The sequence below is a fragment of the Tateyamaria omphalii genome (genome assembly GCF_014651375.1).
GTDB classification, from domain to species: Bacteria; Pseudomonadota; Alphaproteobacteria; order Rhodobacterales; family Rhodobacteraceae; genus Tateyamaria; species Tateyamaria omphalii.
On the sequence record NZ_BMWT01000002.1, the window covers coordinates 896,738 to 919,116 of the forward strand.

The 22,379-nt window shown below is 57.4% G+C and carries 25 protein-coding genes and 1 riboswitch; of the genes, 11 read left to right on the forward strand and 14 right to left on the reverse strand.

Annotated features, from left to right (window positions below):
* Positions 1–27: 27 nt before the first annotated feature.
* Both trpA and IE087_RS10040 read left to right on the forward strand, forming a co-directional pair.
* Positions 28–822, forward strand: coding sequence for a tryptophan synthase subunit alpha (gene trpA, locus IE087_RS10035; RefSeq protein WP_189369166.1), 795 nt, complete (start codon positions 28–30; stop codon positions 820–822).
* Between the two features lie 174 nt (positions 823–996).
* The gene (locus IE087_RS10040) at positions 997–1,365 is read left to right on the forward strand and encodes a hypothetical protein (RefSeq protein ID WP_229801329.1); all 369 of its coding nucleotides are present in this window, start codon (positions 997–999) and stop codon (positions 1,363–1,365) included.
* Here the strand turns inward: IE087_RS10040 and IE087_RS10045 are convergent.
* The 6 genes from IE087_RS10045 to IE087_RS10070 form a co-directional block, all read right to left on the reverse strand.
* Positions 1,362–1,991 (reverse strand): (d)CMP kinase, encoded by a 630-nt coding sequence (locus tag IE087_RS10045; RefSeq protein ID WP_189369168.1) that lies wholly within the window; start codon positions 1,989–1,991, stop codon positions 1,362–1,364. The genes IE087_RS10040 and IE087_RS10045 overlap by 4 nt on opposite strands.
* 3 nt (positions 1,992–1,994) lie before the next feature.
* A complete protein-coding gene (gene aroA / locus IE087_RS10050) occupies positions 1,995–3,341 on the reverse strand; it encodes a 3-phosphoshikimate 1-carboxyvinyltransferase (RefSeq protein WP_189369169.1) in 1,347 nt (448 codons plus the stop codon).
* Between the two features lie 248 nt (positions 3,342–3,589).
* Positions 3,590–4,114 (reverse strand): P-loop nucleotide/nucleoside kinase family protein, encoded by a 525-nt coding sequence (locus IE087_RS10055; RefSeq protein WP_189369170.1) that lies wholly within the window; start codon positions 4,112–4,114, stop codon positions 3,590–3,592.
* Between the two features lie 228 nt (positions 4,115–4,342).
* Positions 4,343–5,041, reverse strand: a complete 699-nt coding sequence (gene trmB, locus IE087_RS10060; RefSeq protein WP_189369171.1) for a tRNA (guanine(46)-N(7))-methyltransferase TrmB — start codon at positions 5,039–5,041, stop codon at positions 4,343–4,345.
* 72 nt (positions 5,042–5,113) lie between these two features.
* Complete coding sequence (locus IE087_RS10065; protein WP_189369172.1) at positions 5,114–5,560, reverse strand: MarR family winged helix-turn-helix transcriptional regulator; 447 nt, start codon at positions 5,558–5,560, stop codon at positions 5,114–5,116.
* Positions 5,553–6,698 carry an Acg family FMN-binding oxidoreductase gene (locus IE087_RS10070; protein ID WP_229801330.1) on the reverse strand — a complete coding sequence of 382 codons (1,146 nt, stop codon included), beginning with the start codon at positions 6,696–6,698 and terminating at the stop codon, positions 5,553–5,555. Before IE087_RS10070 ends, IE087_RS10065 begins: the two co-directional genes overlap by 8 nt.
* Positions 6,699–6,856: 158 nt before the next feature.
* Here IE087_RS10070 and IE087_RS10075 point away from each other — a divergent pair, with 158 nt between their 5' ends.
* The gene (locus IE087_RS10075) at positions 6,857–8,020 is read left to right on the forward strand and encodes an alpha-hydroxy acid oxidase (RefSeq protein WP_189369173.1); all 1,164 of its coding nucleotides are present in this window, start codon (positions 6,857–6,859) and stop codon (positions 8,018–8,020) included.
* Positions 8,021–8,073: 53 nt separating this feature from the next.
* Here IE087_RS10075 and IE087_RS10080 read toward each other — a convergent pair whose 3' ends face one another.
* Positions 8,074–9,246, reverse strand: coding sequence for an MFS transporter (locus IE087_RS10080; RefSeq protein ID WP_189369174.1), 1,173 nt, complete (start codon positions 9,244–9,246; stop codon positions 8,074–8,076).
* 147 nt (positions 9,247–9,393) lie between these two features.
* Between IE087_RS10080 and IE087_RS10085 the strand changes: the two genes are divergently transcribed.
* From IE087_RS10085 to IE087_RS10105, 5 genes are all read left to right on the forward strand, one after another.
* The gene (locus IE087_RS10085) at positions 9,394–10,038 is read left to right on the forward strand and encodes a 50S ribosomal protein L25/general stress protein Ctc (RefSeq protein ID WP_189369175.1); all 645 of its coding nucleotides are present in this window, start codon (positions 9,394–9,396) and stop codon (positions 10,036–10,038) included.
* Positions 10,039–10,404: 366 nt separating this feature from the next.
* Entirely contained in the window at positions 10,405–11,088 is a 684-nt protein-coding gene (gene pth, locus IE087_RS10090; RefSeq protein WP_189369176.1) for an aminoacyl-tRNA hydrolase, read from the forward strand.
* On the forward strand, positions 11,085–12,119 hold the full coding sequence (locus IE087_RS10095; protein WP_189369177.1) for a DUF2332 domain-containing protein: 1,035 nt from the start codon (positions 11,085–11,087) through the stop codon (positions 12,117–12,119). Before pth ends, IE087_RS10095 begins: the two co-directional genes overlap by 4 nt.
* Positions 12,120–12,182: 63 nt before the next feature.
* Positions 12,183–13,349: a serine hydrolase domain-containing protein gene (locus tag IE087_RS10100; protein WP_189369178.1), complete on the forward strand. Its 1,167-nt coding sequence runs from the start codon at positions 12,183–12,185 to the stop codon at positions 13,347–13,349.
* A 3-nt stretch (positions 13,350–13,352) separates the two neighbouring features.
* Complete coding sequence (locus IE087_RS10105) at positions 13,353–13,721, forward strand: DUF2237 family protein (RefSeq protein ID WP_189369179.1); 369 nt, start codon at positions 13,353–13,355, stop codon at positions 13,719–13,721.
* Positions 13,722–13,725: 4 nt separating this feature from the next.
* On the opposite strand, the gene trpB is transcribed toward IE087_RS10105, so the two are convergent.
* From trpB to rpsA, 5 genes are all read right to left on the reverse strand, one after another.
* A complete protein-coding gene (gene trpB, locus IE087_RS10110; protein WP_189369180.1) occupies positions 13,726–14,973 on the reverse strand; it encodes a tryptophan synthase subunit beta in 1,248 nt (415 codons plus the stop codon).
* Between the two features lie 57 nt (positions 14,974–15,030).
* The gene (locus IE087_RS10115; RefSeq protein ID WP_189369181.1) at positions 15,031–15,678 is read right to left on the reverse strand and encodes a phosphoribosylanthranilate isomerase; all 648 of its coding nucleotides are present in this window, start codon (positions 15,676–15,678) and stop codon (positions 15,031–15,033) included.
* Positions 15,679–15,687: 9 nt separating this feature from the next.
* Complete coding sequence (locus IE087_RS10120; protein ID WP_189369182.1) at positions 15,688–16,038, reverse strand: LapA family protein; 351 nt, start codon at positions 16,036–16,038, stop codon at positions 15,688–15,690.
* A complete protein-coding gene (ihfB, locus tag IE087_RS10125) occupies positions 16,038–16,322 on the reverse strand; it encodes an integration host factor subunit beta (protein ID WP_189369183.1) in 285 nt (94 codons plus the stop codon). Before ihfB ends, IE087_RS10120 begins: the two co-directional genes overlap by 1 nt.
* A 262-nt stretch (positions 16,323–16,584) precedes the next feature.
* A complete protein-coding gene (gene rpsA, locus IE087_RS10130) occupies positions 16,585–18,246 on the reverse strand; it encodes a 30S ribosomal protein S1 (protein ID WP_373296503.1) in 1,662 nt (553 codons plus the stop codon).
* A gap of 720 nt (positions 18,247–18,966) precedes the next feature.
* Here rpsA and IE087_RS10135 point away from each other — a divergent pair.
* The 3 genes from IE087_RS10135 to IE087_RS10145 all read left to right on the forward strand — a co-directional run bounded on the left by IE087_RS10135 (position 18,967) and on the right by IE087_RS10145 (position 20,402).
* The gene (locus IE087_RS10135) at positions 18,967–19,338 is read left to right on the forward strand and encodes a hypothetical protein (RefSeq protein ID WP_189369185.1); all 372 of its coding nucleotides are present in this window, start codon (positions 18,967–18,969) and stop codon (positions 19,336–19,338) included.
* A 119-nt stretch (positions 19,339–19,457) separates the two neighbouring features.
* Entirely contained in the window at positions 19,458–19,778 is a 321-nt protein-coding gene (locus IE087_RS10140; protein ID WP_189369186.1) for a helix-turn-helix domain-containing protein, read from the forward strand.
* A gap of 30 nt (positions 19,779–19,808) precedes the next feature.
* A complete protein-coding gene (locus IE087_RS10145) occupies positions 19,809–20,402 on the forward strand; it encodes a hypothetical protein (protein WP_189369187.1) in 594 nt (197 codons plus the stop codon).
* A 16-nt stretch (positions 20,403–20,418) separates the two neighbouring features.
* On the opposite strand, the gene IE087_RS10150 is transcribed toward IE087_RS10145, so the two are convergent.
* Positions 20,419–21,018, reverse strand: coding sequence for a polysaccharide deacetylase family protein (locus tag IE087_RS10150; protein ID WP_229801331.1), 600 nt, complete (start codon positions 21,016–21,018; stop codon positions 20,419–20,421).
* Between the two features lie 117 nt (positions 21,019–21,135).
* Positions 21,136–22,317 (reverse strand): methionine adenosyltransferase, encoded by a 1,182-nt coding sequence (gene metK / locus IE087_RS10155; protein ID WP_189369188.1) that lies wholly within the window; start codon positions 22,315–22,317, stop codon positions 21,136–21,138.
* 3 nt (positions 22,318–22,320) lie between these two features.
* A riboswitch (SAM-SAH riboswitch) is annotated at positions 22,321–22,370 on the reverse strand.
* Positions 22,371–22,379 lie beyond the last annotated feature (9 nt).

Sequence of the window (22,379 nt, forward strand, 5' to 3'; positions counted from 1 at the left end):
GTGAGGCAGGACGGACAGGAGACTGAGATGACAACCCGGATCGACGCCAAATTTGCGGCCTTGGCAGCCGAGGGACGCAAGGCGTTCGTGTCTTACATCATGGCAGGGGATCCCGATTACGATACCTCACTCGAAGTGGTCCAAGGACTGCCCGCCGCTGGTGTTGACATCATCGAGCTTGGCCTACCCTTCACCGACCCAATGGCGGATGGACCTACCATTCAACTCGCTGGGCAACGGGCACTCGAAGCGGGTATGACACTGGATCGCACACTGGAGCTTGCGCGCAGTTTTCGGGAAACCGATGACACAACTCCAATCGTGCTGATGGGATACTACAATCCTATCCACTCCTGCGGTGTCGACACTTTTCTGGCAAAAGCCAAAGACGCCGGGATCGATGGTTTGATTGTCGTCGACCTGCCACCGGAGGAAGACAGTGAACTGTGCATCCCGGCACAAGAGGCGGGGCTGAACTTCATTCGCCTTGCCACGCCAACGACCGATGACAAGCGTCTGCCAAGGGTGCTGCAGAATACATCCGGCTTCGTCTACTACGTGTCAATAACTGGCATCACCGGCGCCGCCGAGGCGGAAGCAGGCGACGTCGGTCCCGAGGTGGCACGGATCAAGTCAGCAACAGACCTGCCGGTGATCGTCGGATTTGGCATCAATACACCACAGAAATCCAAGGCGATCGCGTCCGTTGCGGATGGTGCAGTCGTGGGTTCGGCTATCGTCAGTCGGATCGCCGCAGGTGACAGCGTCAAAGACGTTCTGGCCTTTGTCAAAACACTTGCGGATGGTGCGCACGCGGCTTGATCAAGCCAAAGCTCAAAATTCCCTGTTTGCGGGAATCTTTTTCAAATCATTGAGTTATTTGACAGATGTGCCACAGTCACGCGATTGAGTGTACTGCGGTTAAAAATGTCGAACGCCTTGCAATCCCCTTTTGACGTTTCAGAACATTTGCTTGTACGCACCGGGGATGCGTTGATGTCTGGGGATTTTGACAGTTTTGCGCGTTGCTTCTCGCTCCCTTACGAATTGGAAACGATCGACGGCAAACGCCAGATAACCACGCGTGAGCAGCTGAAGGTCACTTTCGACGCAGTGCACGGACATCTGATGAAACAACAGGTGACAATGATGGCCCGCCACTGCGTTTCAGCGAGCTTTCGCAGCGACAACGAAGTTGCAGCAACGCACGAAACCCGTCTTCTGAGCAGGGACATCCTTGTACAACAACCCTATCCCGCTTTCTCACTCTTGAAACGAGGTACAGATAGGGAATGGCGGATCACCTTCACCTCATATGTCATTGTGGATTCTTCTGATTTGAACGGCGCGCTTCAGGCAGGTTAGTTCCGATCAAAGCCTTTGCGCCTTTCGACATATGAAATGGCTGTGGCAATGGCCTCTTCAATCGACATTTCAGATGTGTCGACAATCTGCGCGCCCTCGGCAGGTCTCATTGGTGCCGCGTCACGCTCACTATCCCGGGTATCCCGAATACGCACATCATCCAACACTTGCTCGAGCGTCCGATCATCGCCCTTTGCGGACAATTCTCTCCAACGGCGCTCAGCGCGTGTCTCGGCACTTGCGGTCACAAAGAGCTGAACGTCAGCATCCGGACAAATTACAGTGCAGATGTCGCGACCATCCAAAACCGCACCGCCCGGGCGACGAGCGAATTCACGTTGAAACTCCAGTAGTGCAGAACGCACCTCCGGAATAGCAGCAACACGGCTGGCTGCCTGAGCCACTTCGGCAGTGCGCAAACGGCCGCCTTCCAGAGCTTCCGGTTGCAACGCTTGTGCCGCTTCGATCGGGTTTGCACCTTCCAAGGCCAACGCACCAACAGCACGGTACAGCAAGCCAGTGTCCAGATGAGCAAATCCGAAATGCTCGGCAATGGCACGACTAATCGTGCCTTTGCCTGCGGCAGCGGGCCCATCAATCGCAACGGTGAAAGGCGCAGAATGCATTGTTCAATTGCGACGCAGGTCTGCGCCCAACTTACCCATCAGTGGCTCAAAAATCGGGAACGATGTTGCAATTGGTCCGCCATCATCCACTGACATTGACCGCTGTGTCGCCATCCCCATGACAAGGAAGGACATGGCGATACGATGATCAAGGTGGCTGGCGCAAGTCGCTCCCCCCGTCACGTTCCCATGTCCCAGACCCGTTACAGTCCACCAATCCAGGCCGTCCTCGACGGTCACCCCAGCTGCCCGCAAACCGGTAGCCATAGCATCAATGCGGTCACTTTCCTTGACGCGCAGTTCTTTCACGCCGGGCATATGCGTCTGCCCCTTGGCAAAAGATGCCACGACCGACAAAATCGGGTATTCATCAATCATGCTGGCTGCACGCTCTTCTGGCACTTCGATGCCAGTCAAATCAGGTGAGAAGCGCACGCGGAGATCGGCAACCGGCTCTCCCCCCTCTGCTCGTTCGTTCTCATAGGTTAAATCCGCGCCCATCTCTCGCAACGTGGTGAACAGTCCGGCCCTGGTCGGGTTCAGACCAATGTTCGGCACCACAACGTCAGACCCGGGCACAATCAGCGCGGCACAGACCGGAAATGCAGCCGAAGAAGGGTCGCGTGGGACCTCAATGTGCAGCGGCTTCAACTCAGGCTGCCCTGTCAACGTAATGACACGCCCCTCGTCTGTGATCTCAGTGGAAATCTCCGCCCCAAAACCGGCAAGCATCCGTTCGGTGTGGTCGCGCGTGGCTTCAGCTTCAATCACTACCGTTTGGCCCGGGGCATTCAGGCCAGCCAGCAAAACAGCAGATTTGACCTGTGCCGACGGCATTGGAACGGTGTACTCCACCGGCACTGGATCAACCGCACCTACCAGGGTCATTGGCAAGCGGCCTCCTGACCTGCCAACGGCCTTACATCCAAAAAGCGTAAGCGGATCGGTGACGCGCGCCATAGGACGACCATTCAGGCTCGCATCTCCAGAAAATGTCACCGAAATAGGCGACGTGGCCATCGCGCCCATGATCAAACGCACGCCGGTGCCTGAATTGCCGCAGTCAATAACTTGATCGGGTTCAGCAAACCCGCCAACGCCCACTCCGTGCACCGACCAGGATCCACTGCCGTGGTTCACAACATCGGCGCCGAAGGCCTGCATGGCCCGGCCCGTGTCAAGCACATCCTGCCCTTCCAGCAACCCGGTGATCGTGGTCTCACCGACCGCCATGGCGCCAAGGATCAGAGACCGGTGCGAAATGGACTTGTCTCCGGGCACCTCTGCGGTCCCTGTCAAAGGCCCACAGGCGGAAGAGGTCATAGGAATCGGATCACCGTGGCTGGACATGTTTGCGCTCGCATCTTTTCAGTCGGCGCAGACCTACCCCGCCCACGCGAAGCCGTCCAGACCACGCACGCGCTTGTCCCTGGTTCTGGCCCAAAAGATCTTCCGTAAACCTTCCGCCGACTTTCTGATGCAACGGTAACAAGGACACAAGGCGCGGACACATCCTGCATCAGCCGCCCAATACCCTTGCGGCTTCCACAAAGCAGCCACTCGTGCAAACCACAGCGAATTCCGGCTTCGAGCGCAACCTACCGAACCGTCGACCTGATCTTTTCCATCTCGCATGCAATAGCTCTAGTACACTCTTCGATGCTGCTGACACTTGTGTCCACGACGAGTCGGTCGGTGCGCCACTGTTCGAACTCACGCTGAGAAACGGCCTGCCAACTAGGGACTGCAAGTCCCTGAATGTCGCTTTTGCGGGTTTCGACCCGTTGCCGATGGACATCTGTATCTGAACAGACAACTTCGACATTTAGGAGCTGGGACGATGCAGCAGCAGCGGTTAGCGCCCACAATTCCCTTGTTTTTTCAATTGGATTCACCGTGTCTGCGATTACATCGAAACCGAGTAGGAGGTTATCTTTCGCGACAGAAGCGATTGCTAAATAGCCGGCATCTTCGGCTGAACGGATATTCAGTACGCTTCTCTGTAGCGCAGCCTCAACAGAGTCCACACGTAGATGCATGGCCTTACTCTGCGCGGACAAGCTCTGTGAGACCTTTGTTTTACCGACTCCGGGAAGCCCTGAAAGGGAAACGAGTATCGCCATTCAATCAGGATAGGATCAACTCCATGCAAACGGCAACTTTGTCCGCATCTTTCCAATTCGCCTGCTCCGCGACAAGGATCTGCAATCGCGAACCTGGTAAGGCGAGTCATGCCTTATAAACCGTCTTGACGACGGCCACCGGCCACGCGCCTTTTCTCAAACAAGGACATGCGATCAATACTCCAAGCGCAACCTCTGCAAAGGCCGCGGGTCCGAGGGCTAAGCCGTCTAGCCGACCCGCCGGAAGGTCAGGTAGTGAGGCACCCGCCCCTCGCGCAGCGCCTTCTGCTCATAGCGCGTGCTGATCCAGTCGTCCCAAGGCTTACGCCAGTCTCCGGGCCGATCCGCCAACCACTCGAACCCCGCTTTCGGCACCTCTTCCAGCGTCTGGCGCACGTAGTCCGGAATATCCGTCGCCACCCGAAAGATCGCTCCGGGTTTCAAGGCACGGGCCAAAGGCTCCAAATGCTCCTGCGTCACAAACCGACGACGATGGTGGCGTGCCTTCGGCCACGGATCGGGATAAAGTAAAAAGGCACGTGCAATCGACGCCTCGGGCAGCACGTCCATCAGATCGCGGGCATCGCCCGGATGCACCGCCAGATTGTCCACGCCAGCCCGCCGGATCTTGCCCAGCAGCATCGCCACACCATTGATATATGGCTCGGCGCCGATGATCCCCACATCCGGGTTCTCGGCAGCCTGATGCACTAGGTGCTCACCGCCACCAAAGCCCACCTCAAGCCAAACTGGCTTGCCACCGAACAGCCCCTCCAGATCAAGCGGTGCACGTGCGGGATTGTCCTCCCACGACACAGCGCCCGGAGACAGGGCGGCAAGGTCCTCGTCCAGATACCGTTTCTGACTGTCTTTCAGGGTCTTGCCCTTCAGACGTCCATAAAAGTTGCGATGTGGGCGTTCTGTCATGGGCGCGCATGTACCGCGCCGCCCGCGCCGGGGCAATGGCGTAAGGCGCAGGTGCCCTGCGCCGCCCCGGTCTTAATCCCGTGCGGCGTCCAGATATTCGCGCAGCGCAGTCAGCACCGGACGAATTTCCACCAATTGGTTGACATCAAACTCTTCCGCAAGTTTCGCAAAATCCGGTCCAAGACCCGCGATCGTCTCCGCACGCACATCCCGCCCCTTGTCCGTCAGCCAGACCCTCTTTGAGCGCCCATCGTCAGGGTTGGGCCGCGTCTTGACCAGACCGTGCTGTTCAAGCCCCTTGAGCGTGTGTGTCATCGTTGTCTTGGGCACCTGAAACGCGCGGGCCATCTCCATCGGCGTGCGCCCGTCCGACACGCGGGTCAGATGGTTCAACACCCCGAAATGCGGTGCAATCAGCCCATCAGGCAACCGCGCCTCCAGAATGGCGCGGCTGAGCTGTTCGATAATGCCGATCTCGTTGAACACTTCGAAAAAGACCGACGGGTCACTGTCACGCATGCACGATCTTGCTTTCCAAATCCCAACGCGGGCTCTGCGGCACGGATGCGCCATAGCCCAATCGACCCAACATTTGCACGGTTTCGCCCCCCGGCGCCAGCATCCCATGCGCTTCATCGTAAAGGGCCGACATCTCGGGAAATTCCTGCAATGCCTGGCTCATCGGCTGCATTCCCAACCCGGCGGCGGTGGTGGCAAGGTTCAGGCGCAGCCAATCACGCCCTGCGATGATCTGATCGGCGCGGGAATTGCCCGGCGTCGTCAGCCAGACATAGGCCATGCCGGTCATCGCCGTCGCCGTAACCATCTCTAATCCCTGCTTGTACGACATGCCGTCGCGGTCCATCGCCGCCTCACGGCTGAACAGGCCGGTCAGGCGCAACGCCTCGAATTGCGGCCCGGAAAAGTCAATGCCGTCGGGGTTTGCATCCACCTCGCGATGCCCGATCCGGAACAGGTCCACGCTTTCCTTGTAAGTGCGCGGCGTCTCGAACTCGACCTCAAAGGCGCGGGCGGTCAGCAGACGCAGGGCCGCAACGCGGTCGGGATCATGGGTCGCCTCCACACCTGATCCTCGGGTAACCGGTGTCATGATGTTCTGCAACACGTCCTGCGATACGGGCCGCGCCGTGTCATGGGGTTCTTTCAAAGAGCGGCGGTCCATCACATGAGCAAATAGGGGTGACGGCTCCGCCGCACCGGGTACAAACCGCGCCACGGCCACCCGGCGACTGTCCAGCGCAGTTGCGTCCTCTCCATCGGGGAACACATCCAGCTCCACCCCGATCCCATCCTGCGCCGCGGCCAGCACCAGCAGTTCCAAGAAACAACCCAGCCCCACGACGATCTGACGGCTGAACGGATCGGTATGCGGCAGCAGCTTGTCCGTATCGACACGCAGTGTGACCTCACCGTCGGTGCGCAGGTCCACCTGCCACGGCTGCCGGTTGTGCGGGTTCGGCGCCAGGATCGCATAAGACAACGCCCGCATCCGCGGCTCGGCATAGGAGCCCGCCAGCGACCACGGTTTCAACGCGGTCTGCGGCGTGCGGGTCACGGCAAAAGCCCCTGCACCAGAGGCGGCAAGGATTGATCCACCTCCGATCAAGGCGAGTGTTTTACGGCGGGATATCGGCATGACGGCCTCCATTGGTGCGATTTCGAACTACACAGGCAATATAATGCGATATCGCACCAAACAAGTCCCATTTCGTACCTTATGAGGGAACCAACATCATCACTTGTCTCAAACACCTCAAATTGGTAAGTAAACCTAACCAATATCGAAGGTTCACCATGCCCGTCATCACCAACGTCGAAGATCTCAAGCGCCTCTACGAACGCCGCGTGCCCCGCATGTTCTACGATTACTGCGAATCCGGCAGCTGGACCGAACAGACCTTCCGCGACAACTCCTCGGACTTCGATGACATCCGCTTGCGCCAGCGCGTGGCCGTGGACATGTCGGGTCGCTCCACCAAATCCCAGATGATCGGCCAGGACGTGGCGATGCCGGTGGCGCTTGCCCCCGTCGGCCTCACCGGCATGCAGCACGCGGATGGCGAAATGAAAGCCGCCCGCGCAGCCGAGAAGTTCGGCGTTCCCTTCACCCTCTCGACCATGTCGATCAACTCGATCGAGGATGTGGCCGGCTTCACAAACGCTCCCTTCTGGTTCCAGCTGTATACGATGAAGGATCAGGATTATGTCAGTCGCCTGATCCAGCGAGCCAGGGATGCGAACTGTTCGGCCCTTGTCATCACGCTCGACCTGCAAATCCTCGGACAACGGCACAAGGACCTGAAGAACGGCCTCTCCGCCCCACCCAAGCTGACGGCCAAAACCATCGCGAACCTGATGACCAAGTGGTCGTGGGGGATCGAGATGCTGTCCGCCAAGCGTCGCGAGTTCGGCAACATCGTGGGCCACGTCGACGGGATCAGCGATGCGTCCTCGCTGGGCGCATGGACAGCGGAACAATTCGACCCCACGCTCGATTGGAACAAGGTCGCCAAGCTGAAAGAGCAATGGGGGGGCAAGGTCATCCTCAAGGGCATCCTTGACGCCGACGACGCCAAGATGGCGCTGAAGGTCGGCGCTGACGCCATCATCGTATCAAACCACGGCGGGCGGCAACTCGATGGCGCGCTCAGTTCCATCCGCGCCCTGCCCTCGATCCTGGATGCGGTTGACGATCAGGTCGAAGTGCATCTCGACAGCGGCATCCGCTCGGGCCAGGACGTGCTCAAGGCGTTGGCGATGGGCGCCAAGGGTACCTATATCGGCCGCGCTTTTGTCTATGGTCTGGGCGCCATGGGGCAACAGGGCGTGACCGAAGCGCTGAACGTGATCCACAAGGAACTCGACACGACCATGGCACTGTGCGGTGAAACGAACGTGGCCAATCTCGGGCGGCACAACCTGCTGGTACCCGAAGGGTTCGGCGGACGCTGGCAGTAAGCAGGCGATATGGGGGCGCTGCCCCCGCGCGTGCGCGCTCCCCCGAGGTATTTTCAGCCAGAAGAAGACATGGACGTGGTGCGCGTCGTCAGCATCCGGTTCCATGCAGGCAGCAGGATGGCTGCAACTGCGAACATGATGCCTGCGATGACATAGAAAGACACACGCAGACCAAACCCTTCGGCCACGAAGCCCATGATGACCGGCCCAAGGAAAAAGGCGGCATAGCCCAGCGCTGCGGCCTGGCTGATCGCCGCCAGACGGTATTTCGGGCGCACGGCTTGCCCCACAAGACCAAGCGCCAATGGGCCGACAACCGACACGCCCAAGCCCCCAAGCAGGAAGCCGACATAGGCCGTGCTTAGCCCCGGCGCCATGCCCGCCAGCGCCAGCCCGATCCCTGCGATGCAGGATGCCAGCATCATGACACGCAAGGGCGGCCAACCTGCGCCGAACACATGTCCACCAAGCCGCCCCACGGCCATACCGACAGCCAGCAATGCAGGCCCCATTGCACCCTCGGCCGGCCCGCCGCCCAGTGTCCGTTCCACATGCAGGGCTGACCAGCCTTCTGACGCGGCCTCGCCCAGAAACGCGGCCAAAACCACAAGGCCACCGACCCAGACAAGGGCTCGGGGCATGCCGGTCGCGTCCTGCGCCTCATCCTCTGTCTGCGTGCGCATCGGCAGGACCATCCATGGGAACAGGACGGCAACAGCCACTCCCATTGCGGCAAAGACCGCAACCGGGCCAAATCCGCCCTCTCGTGCGGCGCCAACGCCGATAGCCGCCACCGCATAGGCAACCGAGAACAAGCCATGGTTCAGGTTCATCAGGCTGCGGCCCGTTTCGGCCTCGGCCTCACTCACCTCAGCATTGGCCAATACGTCCGCAATACCCGACCCGCCAGCAGCAAAGAAAAGCGCAATACCAATGGCCATAGGCGTATGTGCCGCACCGGCCAAAACGAACCCAGCCACCATGCAAGCCGCGCCTACAATCATCGCCCATCGCCCGAACAGACGATAGAACAAGGGGGCCAGCCACATCGCCATCAACGCACCGGTTGACCCAATCAACACCAAGGTGCCCCAGGCCCCATCACCCACGCCCACCTGCGCCTTAATCACCGGCATCTGCGCCGAAAACGCAGCCCAGCCAAAGCCGACAACCACAAACCCCGCGAGCGCGCGGCGAGAGGCAAAAAGATCGCTCAGTATCCGCATGATCAAGCGGTGACACGAGCCACGCGCATCGTCCAGCCCCAACCGCGCATTTTGCATCTTTTCAAGCGACTGGAACCGGTCTAAGAGGCAGCCTTCACGCGGGGTGACAGCCTTGGAGGCACCCTGCCCTAACTTTGGAGAATACAAATGGCTGGAGAGATTCCTGATCTCGAAGCCCTGGAACGCGCGGGGACAGGCAAGGGCGCCGCTCGTCAGGCACGTCGTGCCGGTATGGTTCCGGGGATTGTTTTTGGTGGCGACACAGATCCGCTGCCGATCAATCTGCCCTTCAACAAGCTGTTGAAAATGTTGAAAGCTGGTCGCTTTAAGTCGACCCTGTTCAACATGAAAGTCGAAGGCCACGAGGACGTGCGCGTTATCTGCCGCGACGTGCAGCGCGATGTGGTCAAGGACCTGCCCACACACGTGGACTTCATGCGCCTGCGCCGCACCACCAAGATCAACCTGTTCATCGGTGTTGAAGTGGAAGGCGAAGATGTTTCGCCCGGCCTGAAAAAGGGCGGCGTGCTGTCCCTGGTCCGCCCCGAGGTGGAACTGGTTGTGACCGCTGGTGACATCCCTGAAAGCATCAGCATCGACGTCAGCGAAGCCGAAGTTGGCGACAGCATCACCATCTCGTCGGTAACCCTGCCCTCAGGTGCCAAGCCGACCATCGATCGTGACTTCGTGATCGCGACGATCACCGCGCCATCCGGCCTGCGGTCGTCCGAGAATGAAGAAGGTGGCGAAGGTGAAGCCGAAGAAGCCACCGAAGAGGGTGGTGAAGAATAAAACGTCCCACTACGGACCAGTATTGCAGGGGCCGCTCCGGATTGGAGCGGCCCTTTTCTTTTGCCAGTCGGACACTTGGCCCGTTAACAGGGAATGAACCGCGTCGCACAAAGGTTAATGCTTTCCAGTACGTTAACGGGTTCGAGACCGGGAATATGTGCAGTTTGACGGCGAAATTGTGCAGTTTGCGGAAACTCCCCCAAACTCCGACGCACAAGACTGGTCAAAATGCGCCGTTTCCCCGCGAAAATGTGCGGTTTTGCCCGTCGCACCGTGGAAGACCCTATCGCAAGGTGCCTTTACACTTGGCTGGACCCCCCCTGCCCCCTTCCCTATGCTGCGCTGCAACATCACACGGGGGACGGAATGAAGCTCATCGTCGGACTGGGGAATCCGGGCGCGAAATACGCCCGCAACCGGCATAATATCGGGTTCATGGTTCTGGACCGGATCGCAGCAGATCACGGCTTTCCCGCGTGGAAATCCAAGCACCAGGGCGTTGTGTCCGAAGGGCGCTTCGGATCGGATCGGGTGGTTCTTCTGAAACCCGAAACCTACATGAACAAATCGGGTGACAGCGTGGGCGCCGCGATGCGGTTCTACAAGCTGGAGCCCGAGGATATCATTGTTTTACATGATGAAATTGACCTTGCGCCCGGCAAGGTGCGCTGGAAAGTTGGCGGTGGTCACGCTGGCCACAACGGGCTGCGCTCCCTCCATGCACATATCGGCCCGGACTATGCCCGCGTCCGCCTGGGTGTCGGTCACCCCGGCCACAAGGATGCGGTTCCTGGATACGTACTCCGCGACTTCCCCAAAGCTGACGAGGCTTGGTTGGACGACGTGATCCGCGGATGTTCAGACGGCGCGTCACATCTCGCGATCGGGGATGGGTCAAAATTCATGAACGCCGTGGCACTCCGCACAGCCCCTCCCCGATCGAGTACGAGCAAAGAAAAACAAAAGAAATCAAATGCATCCGAACAGGAGTCCCAAGACAAACCTGACACACGATCTCCCCTGCAAAAACTGATGGACCGCTTTTCATGACGCTGACCCAAGCCTTTCTGAACCAGTCTGAAACCTGCACCCGTATGGGCTCTCCACTCATGGGGCGTGTGTTGAAAATCCTGGCAGATCGGTGGGACGAAACCAGCAAATTGGGTCAGAAAATGGCGGAATATCAAGGGGATACCGGGCCCGCTGGCCACTCCCTTCCACTGCGGATCGGTGGTGGTTTGCACGCCCTTGTCCTACAGGCCAGGGATCCTGACCTGATCGCTGCCTATCCCCCCAACTACACAGATGATGCAACCCTCGAAAGCGCCGTCATCAAAGCCCTGAAAACAAATGAGGATTTCTTCCTCGATTGGACTGTGAACGCGCCTCAGACAAACGAGGTTCGGCGCAGTGCCGCATTGATCCCCATGGCTCATGTAGCCACCTCATACTTCGACAGGCCCATTGTGCTGTCCGAGCTGGGGGCCAGCGGCGGCTTGAACCTGATGTGGGATCACTTCGCGCTCCGGGCAAACGACACCCACTTTGGCCCGCAAGGCGCTGTTTTAACACTGGAACCTGAGTGGTCGGGCCCAGTTCCAGCTGGTGGTTCTCCACAGATTGTGGATAGGTCAGGTGTCGATCTCAATCCATTGAATCTACAGGATGAAACAGACACACTGCGCCTGCTGTCCTATCTTTGGGCAGACCAGCCACATCGTGTGGATCTGACGCGCGCGGCCATGTCTGTCCTGACCGCAAAAGTGGAAAAGGGGGATGCCATCGACTGGCTGGAACAACGTCTTGCCTCGGCGCCCGAGGGGCACATGCACATGATCCAGCATACTGTGGCTTGGCAATACTTTCCCAAGGAAAAACAAGAGCATGGCACGGCGTTGATCGAAGCCGCCGGCTCACGTGCAACGCCTGAAACACCTATCGCCTGGGTGCAAATGGAGACGGATGGCGACGCGACCGGTGCCGTTGGTGCTGCCCTGACCTTGCGCCTATGGCCCGGCGATATCACTTTGCACCTTGGTCGTGCCGATTTTCACGGTCGTTGGATCAACTGGGCCGGCTGACGCAGGGGCACAATTGCGCAAGGATGCACGGCTGTGGATAGTTGGCCGAGGTGGAGGATAAAGATGCGAATTGTTCTAAAATGGATAGTCAGAGTAATTGTTGCGTTGACTATAGCTGCCATTCTGGTTGCTTTTTGGAAGCGAGAGGAAGTCACGCGACTGCTCGCCGTCAACTCGCTTTTTGACGAAGATCGGATTGTGTCGAATTTCTCCAACATGGACGGCGCGTTTCTCCACAGGGAAATTTCAAAGGGCGATGGGCCAACAAGCCCACTGCCCGATGGCGCAGCCATGAAGATGCCTGCCTCATACGAACCTTGGGTGATCGACCGGACCGTCACATCGGTACTGGTGCTCAAGGACGGCCAAATCGTGCATGAGGCATATTACCAAGGCACAACAACCGACGATCTCCGCATCAGTTGGTCTGTCGCCAAAAGCTACCTCTCGGCCCTCTTCGGCATTCTGGTAGAGGAAGGTGCCATCACCTCGTTGGATGACCCGGTCACGGACTACGCTCCCATGCTCAAAGGCGGAGCGTATGACGGCGCAACGATCTGCAATGTTTTACAAATGACCAGCGGCGTCACGTTTGACGAAGACTATCTGGACTATGACAGTGACATCAACAGGATGGGTCGTGTTCTTGCCCTTGGCGGCAAGATGGATGACTTTGCAGCCGGGCTGACCGAAACCTTTGTTCAACCGGGTGACACGTGGCAATACACGTCAATAGATACCCACATTGTTGGCATGGTCGCGCGCGGTGCGACAGGGCGTGATATCCCTGATCTGATGGCAGAAAAGCTGATTGTGCCACTCGGGCTCGAGCACTCCCCACTCTACCTGACGGACGGAGTCGGCGTCGCCTTCGTACTTGGGGGTCTGAACATCACCACGCGGGACTATGCCCGTTTTGGGCAAATGATCCTGCAGGACGGCCGTTGGCAAGGACAACAAATCGTGCCCGCTGACTGGATTGCAGCCTCGACCCAGGCCAGCGCGCCAACTGAACCGGGTCGCATAGGCTACGGATATCAATGGTGGATCCCCGTTGGTGCCGAAGATGGTCAGTTCATGGGGCGTGGTATCTACGGGCAATACCTCTATATCGATCAGCAGGCGGGTGTCGTGATCGTCACCACAGCGGCTGACCGCAAGTTTCGTGAAGCAGGTGTAAACGAAGCCAACATCGACATGTTCCGCGAGATCGTGGCGGCAACGGAGTGAGACATGGAACCGGATGAAAGCGTCAACGTTCTGGGCACTGAACTACAGGTTTGCGGCATAGACCCTGTCACCGGCTTTTTTCGGGACGGACACTGCAACACCTGCGCCGCCGACCAAGGCAGCCACACGGTCTGCGCCGTCATGACAGCAGAGTTCCTCGCTTACTCCAAATATGTGGGCAACGACCTGAGCACCCCGCGGCCTGAATACCGTTTTGCTGGCCTTAAGCCGGGCGACAGTTGGTGCCTGTGCGCCTCCCGCTTCTTGCAAGCCCATGATGAGGGATGCGCACCGCAAGTGAATTTGAAGGCGACGCATCAACGCGCCCTCGACGTTGTTTCACTTGAAGTGCTGACCAGCTACGCGGTCTGAGCAATCACTCGACGTTGCGCCCTTCAGGCCCAGACATGTCAAAGCCCAAGTGGCGTGCGACTGTGAAAATATCCTTATCCCCGCGCCCACACATGTTCATGCAGATGATGTGGTCGGACAGAAGCTCCGGCGCGATTTTCATCACATGTGCCAGTGCGTGGCTTGGTTCGAGTGCTGGGATGATCCCTTCTGTCGTACAGCACAGCTGAAATGCTTCCAGCGCTTCGACATCCGTGATCGACACATATTCTGCCCGCCCAATGTCATGCAGCCATGCGTGTTCTGGCCCAATACCCGGATAATCGAGGCCTGCTGAGATCGAGAACCCTTCCAGAATCTGACCATCATCGTCTTGCAACAGGTAGGTACGGTTGCCGTGTAAGACACCGGGGCGTCCGCCGGTCAGTGATGCACAATGCTCCATTTTGGCATTCACACCCTTGCCACCCGCTTCGACACCGATGATCCCAACCTCTTTTTCATCGAGGAATGGGAAGAACAGCCCCATTGCATTTGAACCGCCGCCGATAGCGGCGATGACAGTGTCAGGGAACCGCCCTTCGGCTTCGACCATCTGCTCGCGCACTTCCTTGCCAATAATGCTTTGGAAATCTCGAACCATGGCCGGATACGGGTGCGGACCAGCCACCGTTCCAATGCAGTAGAACGTGTCACGTACGTTTGTGACCCAATCGCGCAAGGCGTCGTTCATCGCATCCTTCAGAGTACCACGGCCCGACGTCACCGGGATTACTTCTGCTCCCAGCAGTTTCATGCGGAACACGTTGGGAGCCTGACGTTCAACGTCATGTGCGCCCATGTAGACAACGCATTTCAACCCGAATTTCGCGCACACGGTGGCCGTCGCAACGCCGTGTTGCCCTGCCCCGGTTTCGGCGATGATCCGAGTCTTGCCCATACGACGGGCCAGGATGATCTGGCCCAGCACATTGTTGATCTTGTGTGCGCCGGTATGGTTAAGCTCGTCGCGCTTCATGTAAATCTTGGCACCGCCCAAATGCTCGGTCAGGCGCTCTGCAAAATAGAGCGGGCTTGGACGGCCAACATAGTGCTTCCACAAATGATCCATCTCGGCCCAGAAGCTGTCATCGGTTTTGGCCTTCTCGTATTCCTCCTCCAGCGACAGGATCAGCGGCATCAGCGTCTCGGACACGAATCGTCCGCCAAAATCGCCGAAGCGGCCGTTTTCGTCCGGGCCGGTCATGAAGGAATTGAAAAGATCGTTGGCCATCGCACACCTCGTTTGCAGAGCCTTTGACCTAGCGGGGTTAGTGGGCCGGGTAAAGGGTCAGCTAACAGCGTGTGCCGCGGCCATAAAGTCGCGGATCAGTGCAGAATCCTTTTGCCCCGGCGCAGTTTCGACTGCAGAACTCAAATCAATCTGCCGCGCACCTGTCGCAGCGACAGCTTGTGCGACATTGTCCCGGGTCAACCCGCCGGCCAACATCCATGGCACAGGCCAGCGCCTCCCTGAGATCAGTCTCCAGTCAAATGTTTGCCCGTTGCCACCGGGTCGGTCAGCGTCTTTCGGGGCCTTTGTGTCTACCAGGATCTGGTCGGCCACTCGGACGTAAGCGTCGAGGGAAGCCAGATCAGATGCATCTGCCACTCCGACCGCCTTCATTACCGGCAAACCATAGCGGTCCTTGATTTGTGTCACGCGCTCAGGAGTCTCGCGGCCATGCAGTTGCAACATGTCCAACGGAACAGTCTCGATCAGCTCATCCAGAAAGGCATCATGTGGATCGACAACAAGAGCGACCTTGGCAACACCGGGTGGCACATCCAGTGCCAGGGATCGGGCCTTTTTAAGGGTCACATTTCGTGGAGACTTGGGAAAAAAGACAAAGCCGATGTAAGTCGCGCCAGCTTCCACGGCGGCAGACACGTGTTCAGGGCGGCTCAGGCCGCAAATCTTCACAGACAGATCTGACATAAAACAGGCTTAGCTGGCTTCATCCAGAAGAGCCAGCACCTCATCTTTGCCTTCATGCTTTTCTGACTTCAGACGCTTTACTTCGCGTCCCAGCCGGCGAACTTCTCTGGCATTGCGCGAATTCTCTGCACGGACAGCGTGTTCTCGCATCCACTCCCATACGAACCCAACCAACAAGCCTGCGACGATGCCGCCGAAAATGACCACGAACAGCGGCAATTCAACGGTTGGGGCAACAGCGAACAGACCAGCAATCTCAGTCGGCAGCAATTTGAGGGTCACCATACCACGGTTGGCCAGCGCAACGGCAATCAAAGCCACCGCAAAGACGGCAATGCAAGCATAGCGAATGTAACGCATCAGGCTTTCCCGTTTAGACGATCACGCAGCAGTTTACCCGTCTTGAAAAAAGGCACGTGCTTTTCTTCAACTTCCACGGTTTCTCCGGTGCGTGGGTTCCGGCCAGTGCGCGCATCTCGTTTCTTAACCGAAAACGCGCCAAAGCCGCGCAACTCAACCCGATCACCGCGCGCCATCGCGTTAGTCACTTCGTCGAATATGGTATTTACGATCCTCTCCACATCTCGTTGATACAGGTGTGGATTTTCATCCGCGATCTTCTGGATCAGCTCTGATCGGATCATTCTAAATACCTCCCGAGAGACTCGGTTTTTTATCTCTTAGCGTCCGGTAACTATAGGAACAAACGGGCCTTTCGGGAATAGGCCCATTCTGGGGGAAGCCGCTTTTTTTAGTGCCAGAACAGGGCCGTGGCACGAAAATCAGCGTCGATCCGCTGCCACGTCCAGCGATGCAGCATTATGCACAGGCAAACCGCCGGATGATTCGACAAAGCAAAAGGGGCCCCGAAGGGCCCCTTAACACTTGCACCATACAAGCGTATTCTTACTCGTCGCCTTTCAGAGCAGCGCCGAGGATGTCGCCCAGCGATGCGCCGCTGTCGGACGAACCGTATTGTTCCACGGCCTCTTTCTCTTCGGCGATTTCGCGCGCTTTGATCGAAACACCCAAACGGCGTGTCTTGCTATCGATGTTGGTGATGCGAACGTCAACCTTGTCACCGACCGAGAAGCGCTCGGGGCGCTGTTCGGCACGGTCACGCGACAGGTCGGAGCGGCGGATGAAGGACTTCATGCCTTCGTACTCCACTTCGACACCACCGTCTTCGATGGCTGTCACTTCCACTGTCACGATCGAGCCACGCTTCACGCCGCCCACGGCTTCGGCAAACTTGTCGCCGCCAACCGCCTTGATCGAGAGCGAGATGCGCTCTTTCTCGACGTCAACCTCGGACACAACCGCGTGGACCATGTCGCCCTTGCGGTAATCCTGGATGGCTTCCTCGCCACGCTGGTCCCAGCTGAGGTCGGACAGGTGCACCATGCCGTCGATGTCGCCTTCGAGGCCAACAAACAGACCGAATTCGGTGATGTTCTTGACTTCGCCTTCGACCTCTGTGCCCTCGGGATGCGTTTCTGCAAACACTTCCCATGGGTTGCGCATGGTCTGCTTGAGGCCCAGAGAAACGCGGCGCTTGGAGCCGTCGATTTCCAGAACCATGACCTCAACCTCCTGCGAGGTGGACACGATTTTGCCGGGGTGCACGTTCTTTTTGGTCCAGGACATTTCGGACACGTGAACCAGACCTTCGACGCCAGGCTCCAGCTCGACGAACGCACCGTAGTCGGTGATGTTCGTGACGCGGCCTGTGTGGGTGCTTTCCAGCGGGTACTTGGCGGCCACCAGATCCCATGGATCTTCCTGCAGCTGCTTCATGCCCAAGGAGATGCGGTGCGTCTCTTTGTTGATCTTGATGACCTGCACCTTGATCGTCTCACCGATGGTGAGGATCTCGGACGGGTGGTTCACGCGGCGCCATGCCATGTCTGTGACGTGCAGCAGACCGTCAACGCCGCCCAGATCAACGAACGCGCCGTATTCGGTGATGTTCTTGACGACACCGTCCACGTTCTGGCCTTCGGTCAGGTTGCCGATGACTTCAGCACGCTGTTCAGCGCGCGATTCTTCGAGGATCGCACGACGCGACACAACGATGTTGCCACGGCGACGGTCCATTTTCAGGATCTGGAAGGGCTGCTTCAGACCCATCAGCGGGCCAGCGTCACGCACGGGGCGGACATCAACTTGCGAACCGGGCAGGAAGGCCACGGCACCGCCAAGATCGACGGTGAAGCCACCTTTGACGCGGCCAAAGATTGCACCCTCTACACGAGCGTCGTCGGCATAAGCTTTTTCCAAGCGATCCCAGGCTTCTTCACGGCGGGCCATCTCGCGCGAGATGACTGCTTCGCCACGGGCGTTCTCGGCCGCGCGCAGGTAAACTTCGACCTCGTCGCCAACAGAGATTTCGGGCGCTTCGCCAGGATTTGCGAATTCTTTGAGCTCGACGCGGCCTTCCATCTTGTAGCCTACGTCGATGATGGCTTGGCCTGCCTCGATGGCGAGAACCTTACCTTTGACAACTGACCCCTCTTCGGGTGTGTCCATTTCGAAGCTTTCTTGCAGGAGGGCTTCGAATTCCTCCATCATTTTATCAGCCATGTGGCGTCGTTTTCCTAACTATGTTCAGTTTTGCGGGCCGCGCGGTTGTCTCCGCCGGTCTTGTCAAGTTGAGCTATTGGCCGATACGACACTTTGGAACAAACGAGTTAAGGGCCACCGATGAACCGGGGCCCTGCATTATCTCGTGACTCGTCACGCCGTATCAACGGGCGCGGTATAGATCAGCTTTGTCAAAGTGACAAGCCGCATCGCAAGCCTGCCTTTCGAAGGAACTCTATCCCTGTTTTGACACCCACAGGTTCCGGCAAGCCAATCAAAATTAACACCTATTTAACAAGCAAGAGAGAATTGACAACAAGTTGTTAAAGTCATATTGACTACACTTATGGGTGGCATTGAACTTCGCCCTGCACGGATTAAGGGGCAATTTCACCGCGCGCCCCTAGCAAAATTCTCATTTGGACTACCTGGGGGCATGGAATGGACTTTTACGAATCCGGTTTCGAACCAGATAACAATGACTTTTCAAGCGACTACAGCAGCATCGGGTCTTCCAAGAGCAATTCTTCGACTGCGAGACTAGCCACAATTCACCGAAACAACGTCGTTCCTTTCAAGCAAGTTGCGAGCCGAGGGTACGAGCCCCAGCGTGCAGGCGCTAAGAGACTAAATGACACACCTGGTCCTGATACCGGCGATGATCTTTGGGCACGCGATGTGTTCCTCATTTGCCCAAAAGGATCGATGACACCATCAATGTTGGCCGAGCTGTCTGACAGCATGCAATCACTGACAATACTGAACCAGCAATTGTCATCCGCCCTGCAGTTGGCGGCACATTGTGATGGGGCCGAAACACTGCTTGCCGTTGATCTCGATATGATGCCAGATCTTGAGCAGACCATCGCCGGTCTCGCGAGCCTTCGGGAAACCAATAATACGCTTGCCATTCTGATTATGTCCCGTTCGTTTGTTCAAACGGATTTGCATCCACAGCACTCCTACATAGCAGACGCAAGCTTGCGATTGCCCGCGACAAAGTACGAGACATCGGTTGCTCTGCACTTTGCCGTGACAAACGCATTCTTCCGGACAACGTATGACAGTGACGCCTAAGAACCGCGCATGACTGCTAAACGACCGGAGGCGCGATTTGATGCCGATTTTTTGTTGTCGAAATGACTGCACGTTGACTACAACGTTTGAATGCGATGATGTAATGTTATAGGTGAACCGTGGATACAAAGATACTAGGGCAGATTGCGCAATTGCGTTCCCTGCTTGAAGAAATGGAGAAGGATTTCGGCATGCACGAGCTGTCGCGCAACGAGCGCGACATAGTATTGGCTTTTTGTGCGTGCATAAAAGAGAACGAAGCTGGCGACGAGATGTGTTCGACGGACGTTGTTCGAGCCAACCCGATTGTAAAAGAAATTTCGCAGCCAACTTTTCATAGAACTCTCAAACAGTTGATCAAGCGGGGGTTGATCGAGCGTTGTGAGGGATTTCCAATGGGCCTATATCGGCTCTCTGACCGCGCGTCGGGCCAAATTTAAAGGTCCGACCTCAACAGCAAAGCAAAGTGCTTGTCGGACCCCATTCACCAACCCATTCGTCTCACAAACGATTTTGTCCTAAAGACCGCCTTACACAGCGGCGCCCTCGTCATCGCGTATGTTGTGACATGGGAACTGATCATGCCTGGGCAAAGGCTTTTTATCGCTATGCTGCCAACGCTGGCGACCTTGTTTTATCTCCCCTTCGGAATAAAAGTCATTTCCGCTTTCTTTGAAGGATGGCGTTCGATCGTTTACATGATGCCAGGCATCGTGATCGGCAACATGTATTGGGTCGGCATGCCCTTTGACACGATGTCAACCTACGCAGCGTGGGCTGCCAGCTATGGCACAGCTCCCGCAATCTTTGCCATGCTGGATTGGACAATCCGCAACGATCGCAGAAATGTCACCGCCGGACAGGCGTGGCGCACGATGATTGTCGGAGGTGCCGCGTCGTCCGTGATAATCTCGGTGCTGGTGCACATCATCCGGCACCGCAATATCCCGCAGGATGACTTCATCGCAAGCATGTTAAAATACATGGTAGGCGACATGCTTGGACTTTTGGCCATCCTTGCGCTGCTTATGGGCCTGTTCCGCTACCTGCGAAAAGCACGCTAGCAAAGCGTCCGGAACTTCAAATCTCTTCGCCCAACTCCTGAAGCTCTTTCAAAAGCTCCTGATAGATCCCGTTGCTGTCACCTCCGCCAAACACGGTTGCACCTCCGGAATAGGTCTGACCATAAGTCCGCGCGACATTTATTGTTTGTACAAAAGCGGACAACAATTGGTCTTTCTCAAGCGGGCTGAGCGGGTGAATGAACACACCCCACAACCGGCCTTGAGCAACGGCATAACGCGCGTCCAGCGCACTGTCGAAATTCGCCTGCATCAAACGCATCAGTTCGTCCGCACTCAAACCTTCTGCCGAACGAATTGGCACCATCGCCCGCATCCGATCGGCCACAGGATCAGCAATGACCACGACAGGTATGTCGTCGATACTGAATTGAATGGCATTTCCTGCAGGTTGGGCATCCGGGTCTATGGCGCGAATGATCTCAGCCATGCGCATCACGGTCATCGGTGGTTCGAGTGGCGCGCTTGGCAGAGCGTCCGCGTCAGGGAGCGCTTCGGCTTCGGAACCGGTTTGTGGTGTTGTCTGCGCGTGTGCCACCCCAACGATGGCCACTCCGGCCAGTAAGGCGGCGATGCAAGCCGTACGAAAAAGTCCCATGAGCCAATGCCTTTTATCTGCGAACAGGTAAAAGCTAGATCAGGCGCAGCTCAAATACCAAGCACCGTTTGGTGATGGATTGAAACAGGCGCAGCTGAACGCTGCGCCTTTAGCGTCTCAGACTGCTGCCGCCAAAGCATCAGCAAGGTCGGTTCGTTCCCAGCTGAACCCGCCATCCGCATCGGGTGCTCGGCCAAAGTGGCCATAAGCCGCTGTACGCTGGTAAATGGGTTTGTTCAGCGACAGATGTTCACGAATACCACGAGGTGTCAGATCCATCGTCTGAGCTACCGCAGCCTCGATTGCTGCGTCCGCCACCTTACCGGAGCCGAAGGTATCGCAATATATTGACAATGGCTTCGACACACCGATGGCATAGCTCAACTGAATGGTACACTTGTCGGCCAGCCCAGCGGCAACCACATTTTTGGCAAGGTAGCGAGCGGCATAGGCTGCCGAACGATCCACCTTGGTCGGATCCTTGCCCGAGAATGCGCCGCCCCCGTGTGGCGCCGCGCCACCGTAAGTATCCACGATGATTTTGCGGCCCGTCAGGCCAGCATCGCCATCGGGACCACCAATGACGAACTTACCGGTGGGGTTCACGTGCCACTCGGTTTCATTTGTAAGCCAACCGTCCGGCAACACCCCTTCGATATAGGGTGCTACGATAGTACGAATATCTTCGCTGCTCAGGTTTTCGTCCAAGTGCTGCGTCGACAGAACCAATGAACTGACCCCAACGGGCTGACCATCACGATAGATCACCGACAGCTGCGACTTGGCGTCGGGGCCTAACGCCGGTTCGGTGCCATCTTTGCGGACCTCGGCCAAACGGTGGAGGATCGCATGTGCGTACTGGATCGGTGCGGGCATAAGATCAGGTGTTTCATTCGTGGCATAGCCAAACATGATGCCCTGATCGCCAGCACCTTCGTCTTTGTCCGCTGCTGCATCTACACCCTGCGCAATGTGCGCAGATTGTTCATGCAGCAGATTTGTCACCTCACAGGTGGCGTGGTGGAACTTGTCCTGTTCGTAGCCAATGTCCTTGATGCATGCGCGGGCAATCTCATCGATTTTTCCCATGTAGTCATGCAACTTGTCCTGATCGCTCAGCCCAACTTCACCACCGATAACAACGCGGTTGGTTGTGGCAAACGTCTCGCAGGCAACACGAGCTTCTGGTTCTTCGGCAAGAAATGCGTCCAGCACCGCATCTGAAATTCGGTCACAGACCTTGTCTGGATGGCCCTCGGAAACGGACTCCGAGGTAAAAGTATAGTTCTGTCGAGACATGAGCGCTCCATTTGGTTAATCCGCATCACGTCAGGAAGCCGTTGTGATGGGTCCCGATGGAC

Coding starts and splice junctions, on each gene's coding strand:
- IE087_RS10070 (WP_229801330.1), bottom strand. CDS start 6,698: ATGCCGATATCCCGCCGTAAAACACTCGCCTTGATCGGAGGTGGATCA.
- pth (WP_189369176.1), top strand. CDS start 10,405: ATGAAGCTCATCGTCGGACTGGGGAATCCGGGCGCGAAATACGCCCGC.
- IE087_RS10150 (WP_229801331.1), bottom strand. CDS start 21,018: ATGGGACTTTTTCGTACGGCTTGCATCGCCGCCTTACTGGCCGGAGTG.
- aroA (WP_189369169.1), bottom strand. CDS start 3,341: ATGTCCAGCCACGGTGATCCGATTCCTATGACCTCTTCCGCCTGTGGG.
- IE087_RS10100 (WP_189369178.1), top strand. CDS start 12,183: ATGCGAATTGTTCTAAAATGGATAGTCAGAGTAATTGTTGCGTTGACT.
- IE087_RS10105 (WP_189369179.1), top strand. CDS start 13,353: ATGGAACCGGATGAAAGCGTCAACGTTCTGGGCACTGAACTACAGGTT.
- metK (WP_189369188.1), bottom strand. CDS start 22,317: ATGTCTCGACAGAACTATACTTTTACCTCGGAGTCCGTTTCCGAGGGC.
- rpsA (WP_373296503.1), bottom strand. CDS start 18,246: ATGGAGGAATTCGAAGCCCTCCTGCAAGAAAGCTTCGAAATGGACACA.
- IE087_RS10085 (WP_189369175.1), top strand. CDS start 9,394: ATGGCTGGAGAGATTCCTGATCTCGAAGCCCTGGAACGCGCGGGGACA.
- ihfB (WP_189369183.1), bottom strand. CDS start 16,322: ATGATCCGATCAGAGCTGATCCAGAAGATCGCGGATGAAAATCCACAC.
- IE087_RS10120 (WP_189369182.1), bottom strand. CDS start 16,038: ATGCGTTACATTCGCTATGCTTGCATTGCCGTCTTTGCGGTGGCTTTG.
- IE087_RS10135 (WP_189369185.1), top strand. CDS start 18,967: ATGACACCATCAATGTTGGCCGAGCTGTCTGACAGCATGCAATCACTG.
- IE087_RS10040 (WP_229801329.1), top strand. CDS start 997: ATGTCTGGGGATTTTGACAGTTTTGCGCGTTGCTTCTCGCTCCCTTAC.
- IE087_RS10115 (WP_189369181.1), bottom strand. CDS start 15,678: ATGTCAGATCTGTCTGTGAAGATTTGCGGCCTGAGCCGCCCTGAACAC.
- IE087_RS10055 (WP_189369170.1), bottom strand. CDS start 4,114: ATGGCGATACTCGTTTCCCTTTCAGGGCTTCCCGGAGTCGGTAAAACA.
- IE087_RS10080 (WP_189369174.1), bottom strand. CDS start 9,246: ATGCGGATACTGAGCGATCTTTTTGCCTCTCGCCGCGCGCTCGCGGGG.
- trpB (WP_189369180.1), bottom strand. CDS start 14,973: ATGGCCAACGATCTTTTCAATTCCTTCATGACCGGCCCGGACGAAAAC.
- IE087_RS10095 (WP_189369177.1), top strand. CDS start 11,085: ATGACGCTGACCCAAGCCTTTCTGAACCAGTCTGAAACCTGCACCCGT.
- IE087_RS10075 (WP_189369173.1), top strand. CDS start 6,857: ATGCCCGTCATCACCAACGTCGAAGATCTCAAGCGCCTCTACGAACGC.
- IE087_RS10045 (WP_189369168.1), bottom strand. CDS start 1,991: ATGCATTCTGCGCCTTTCACCGTTGCGATTGATGGGCCCGCTGCCGCA.
- trmB (WP_189369171.1), bottom strand. CDS start 5,041: ATGACAGAACGCCCACATCGCAACTTTTATGGACGTCTGAAGGGCAAG.
- IE087_RS10065 (WP_189369172.1), bottom strand. CDS start 5,560: ATGCGTGACAGTGACCCGTCGGTCTTTTTCGAAGTGTTCAACGAGATC.
- trpA (WP_189369166.1), top strand. CDS start 28: ATGACAACCCGGATCGACGCCAAATTTGCGGCCTTGGCAGCCGAGGGA.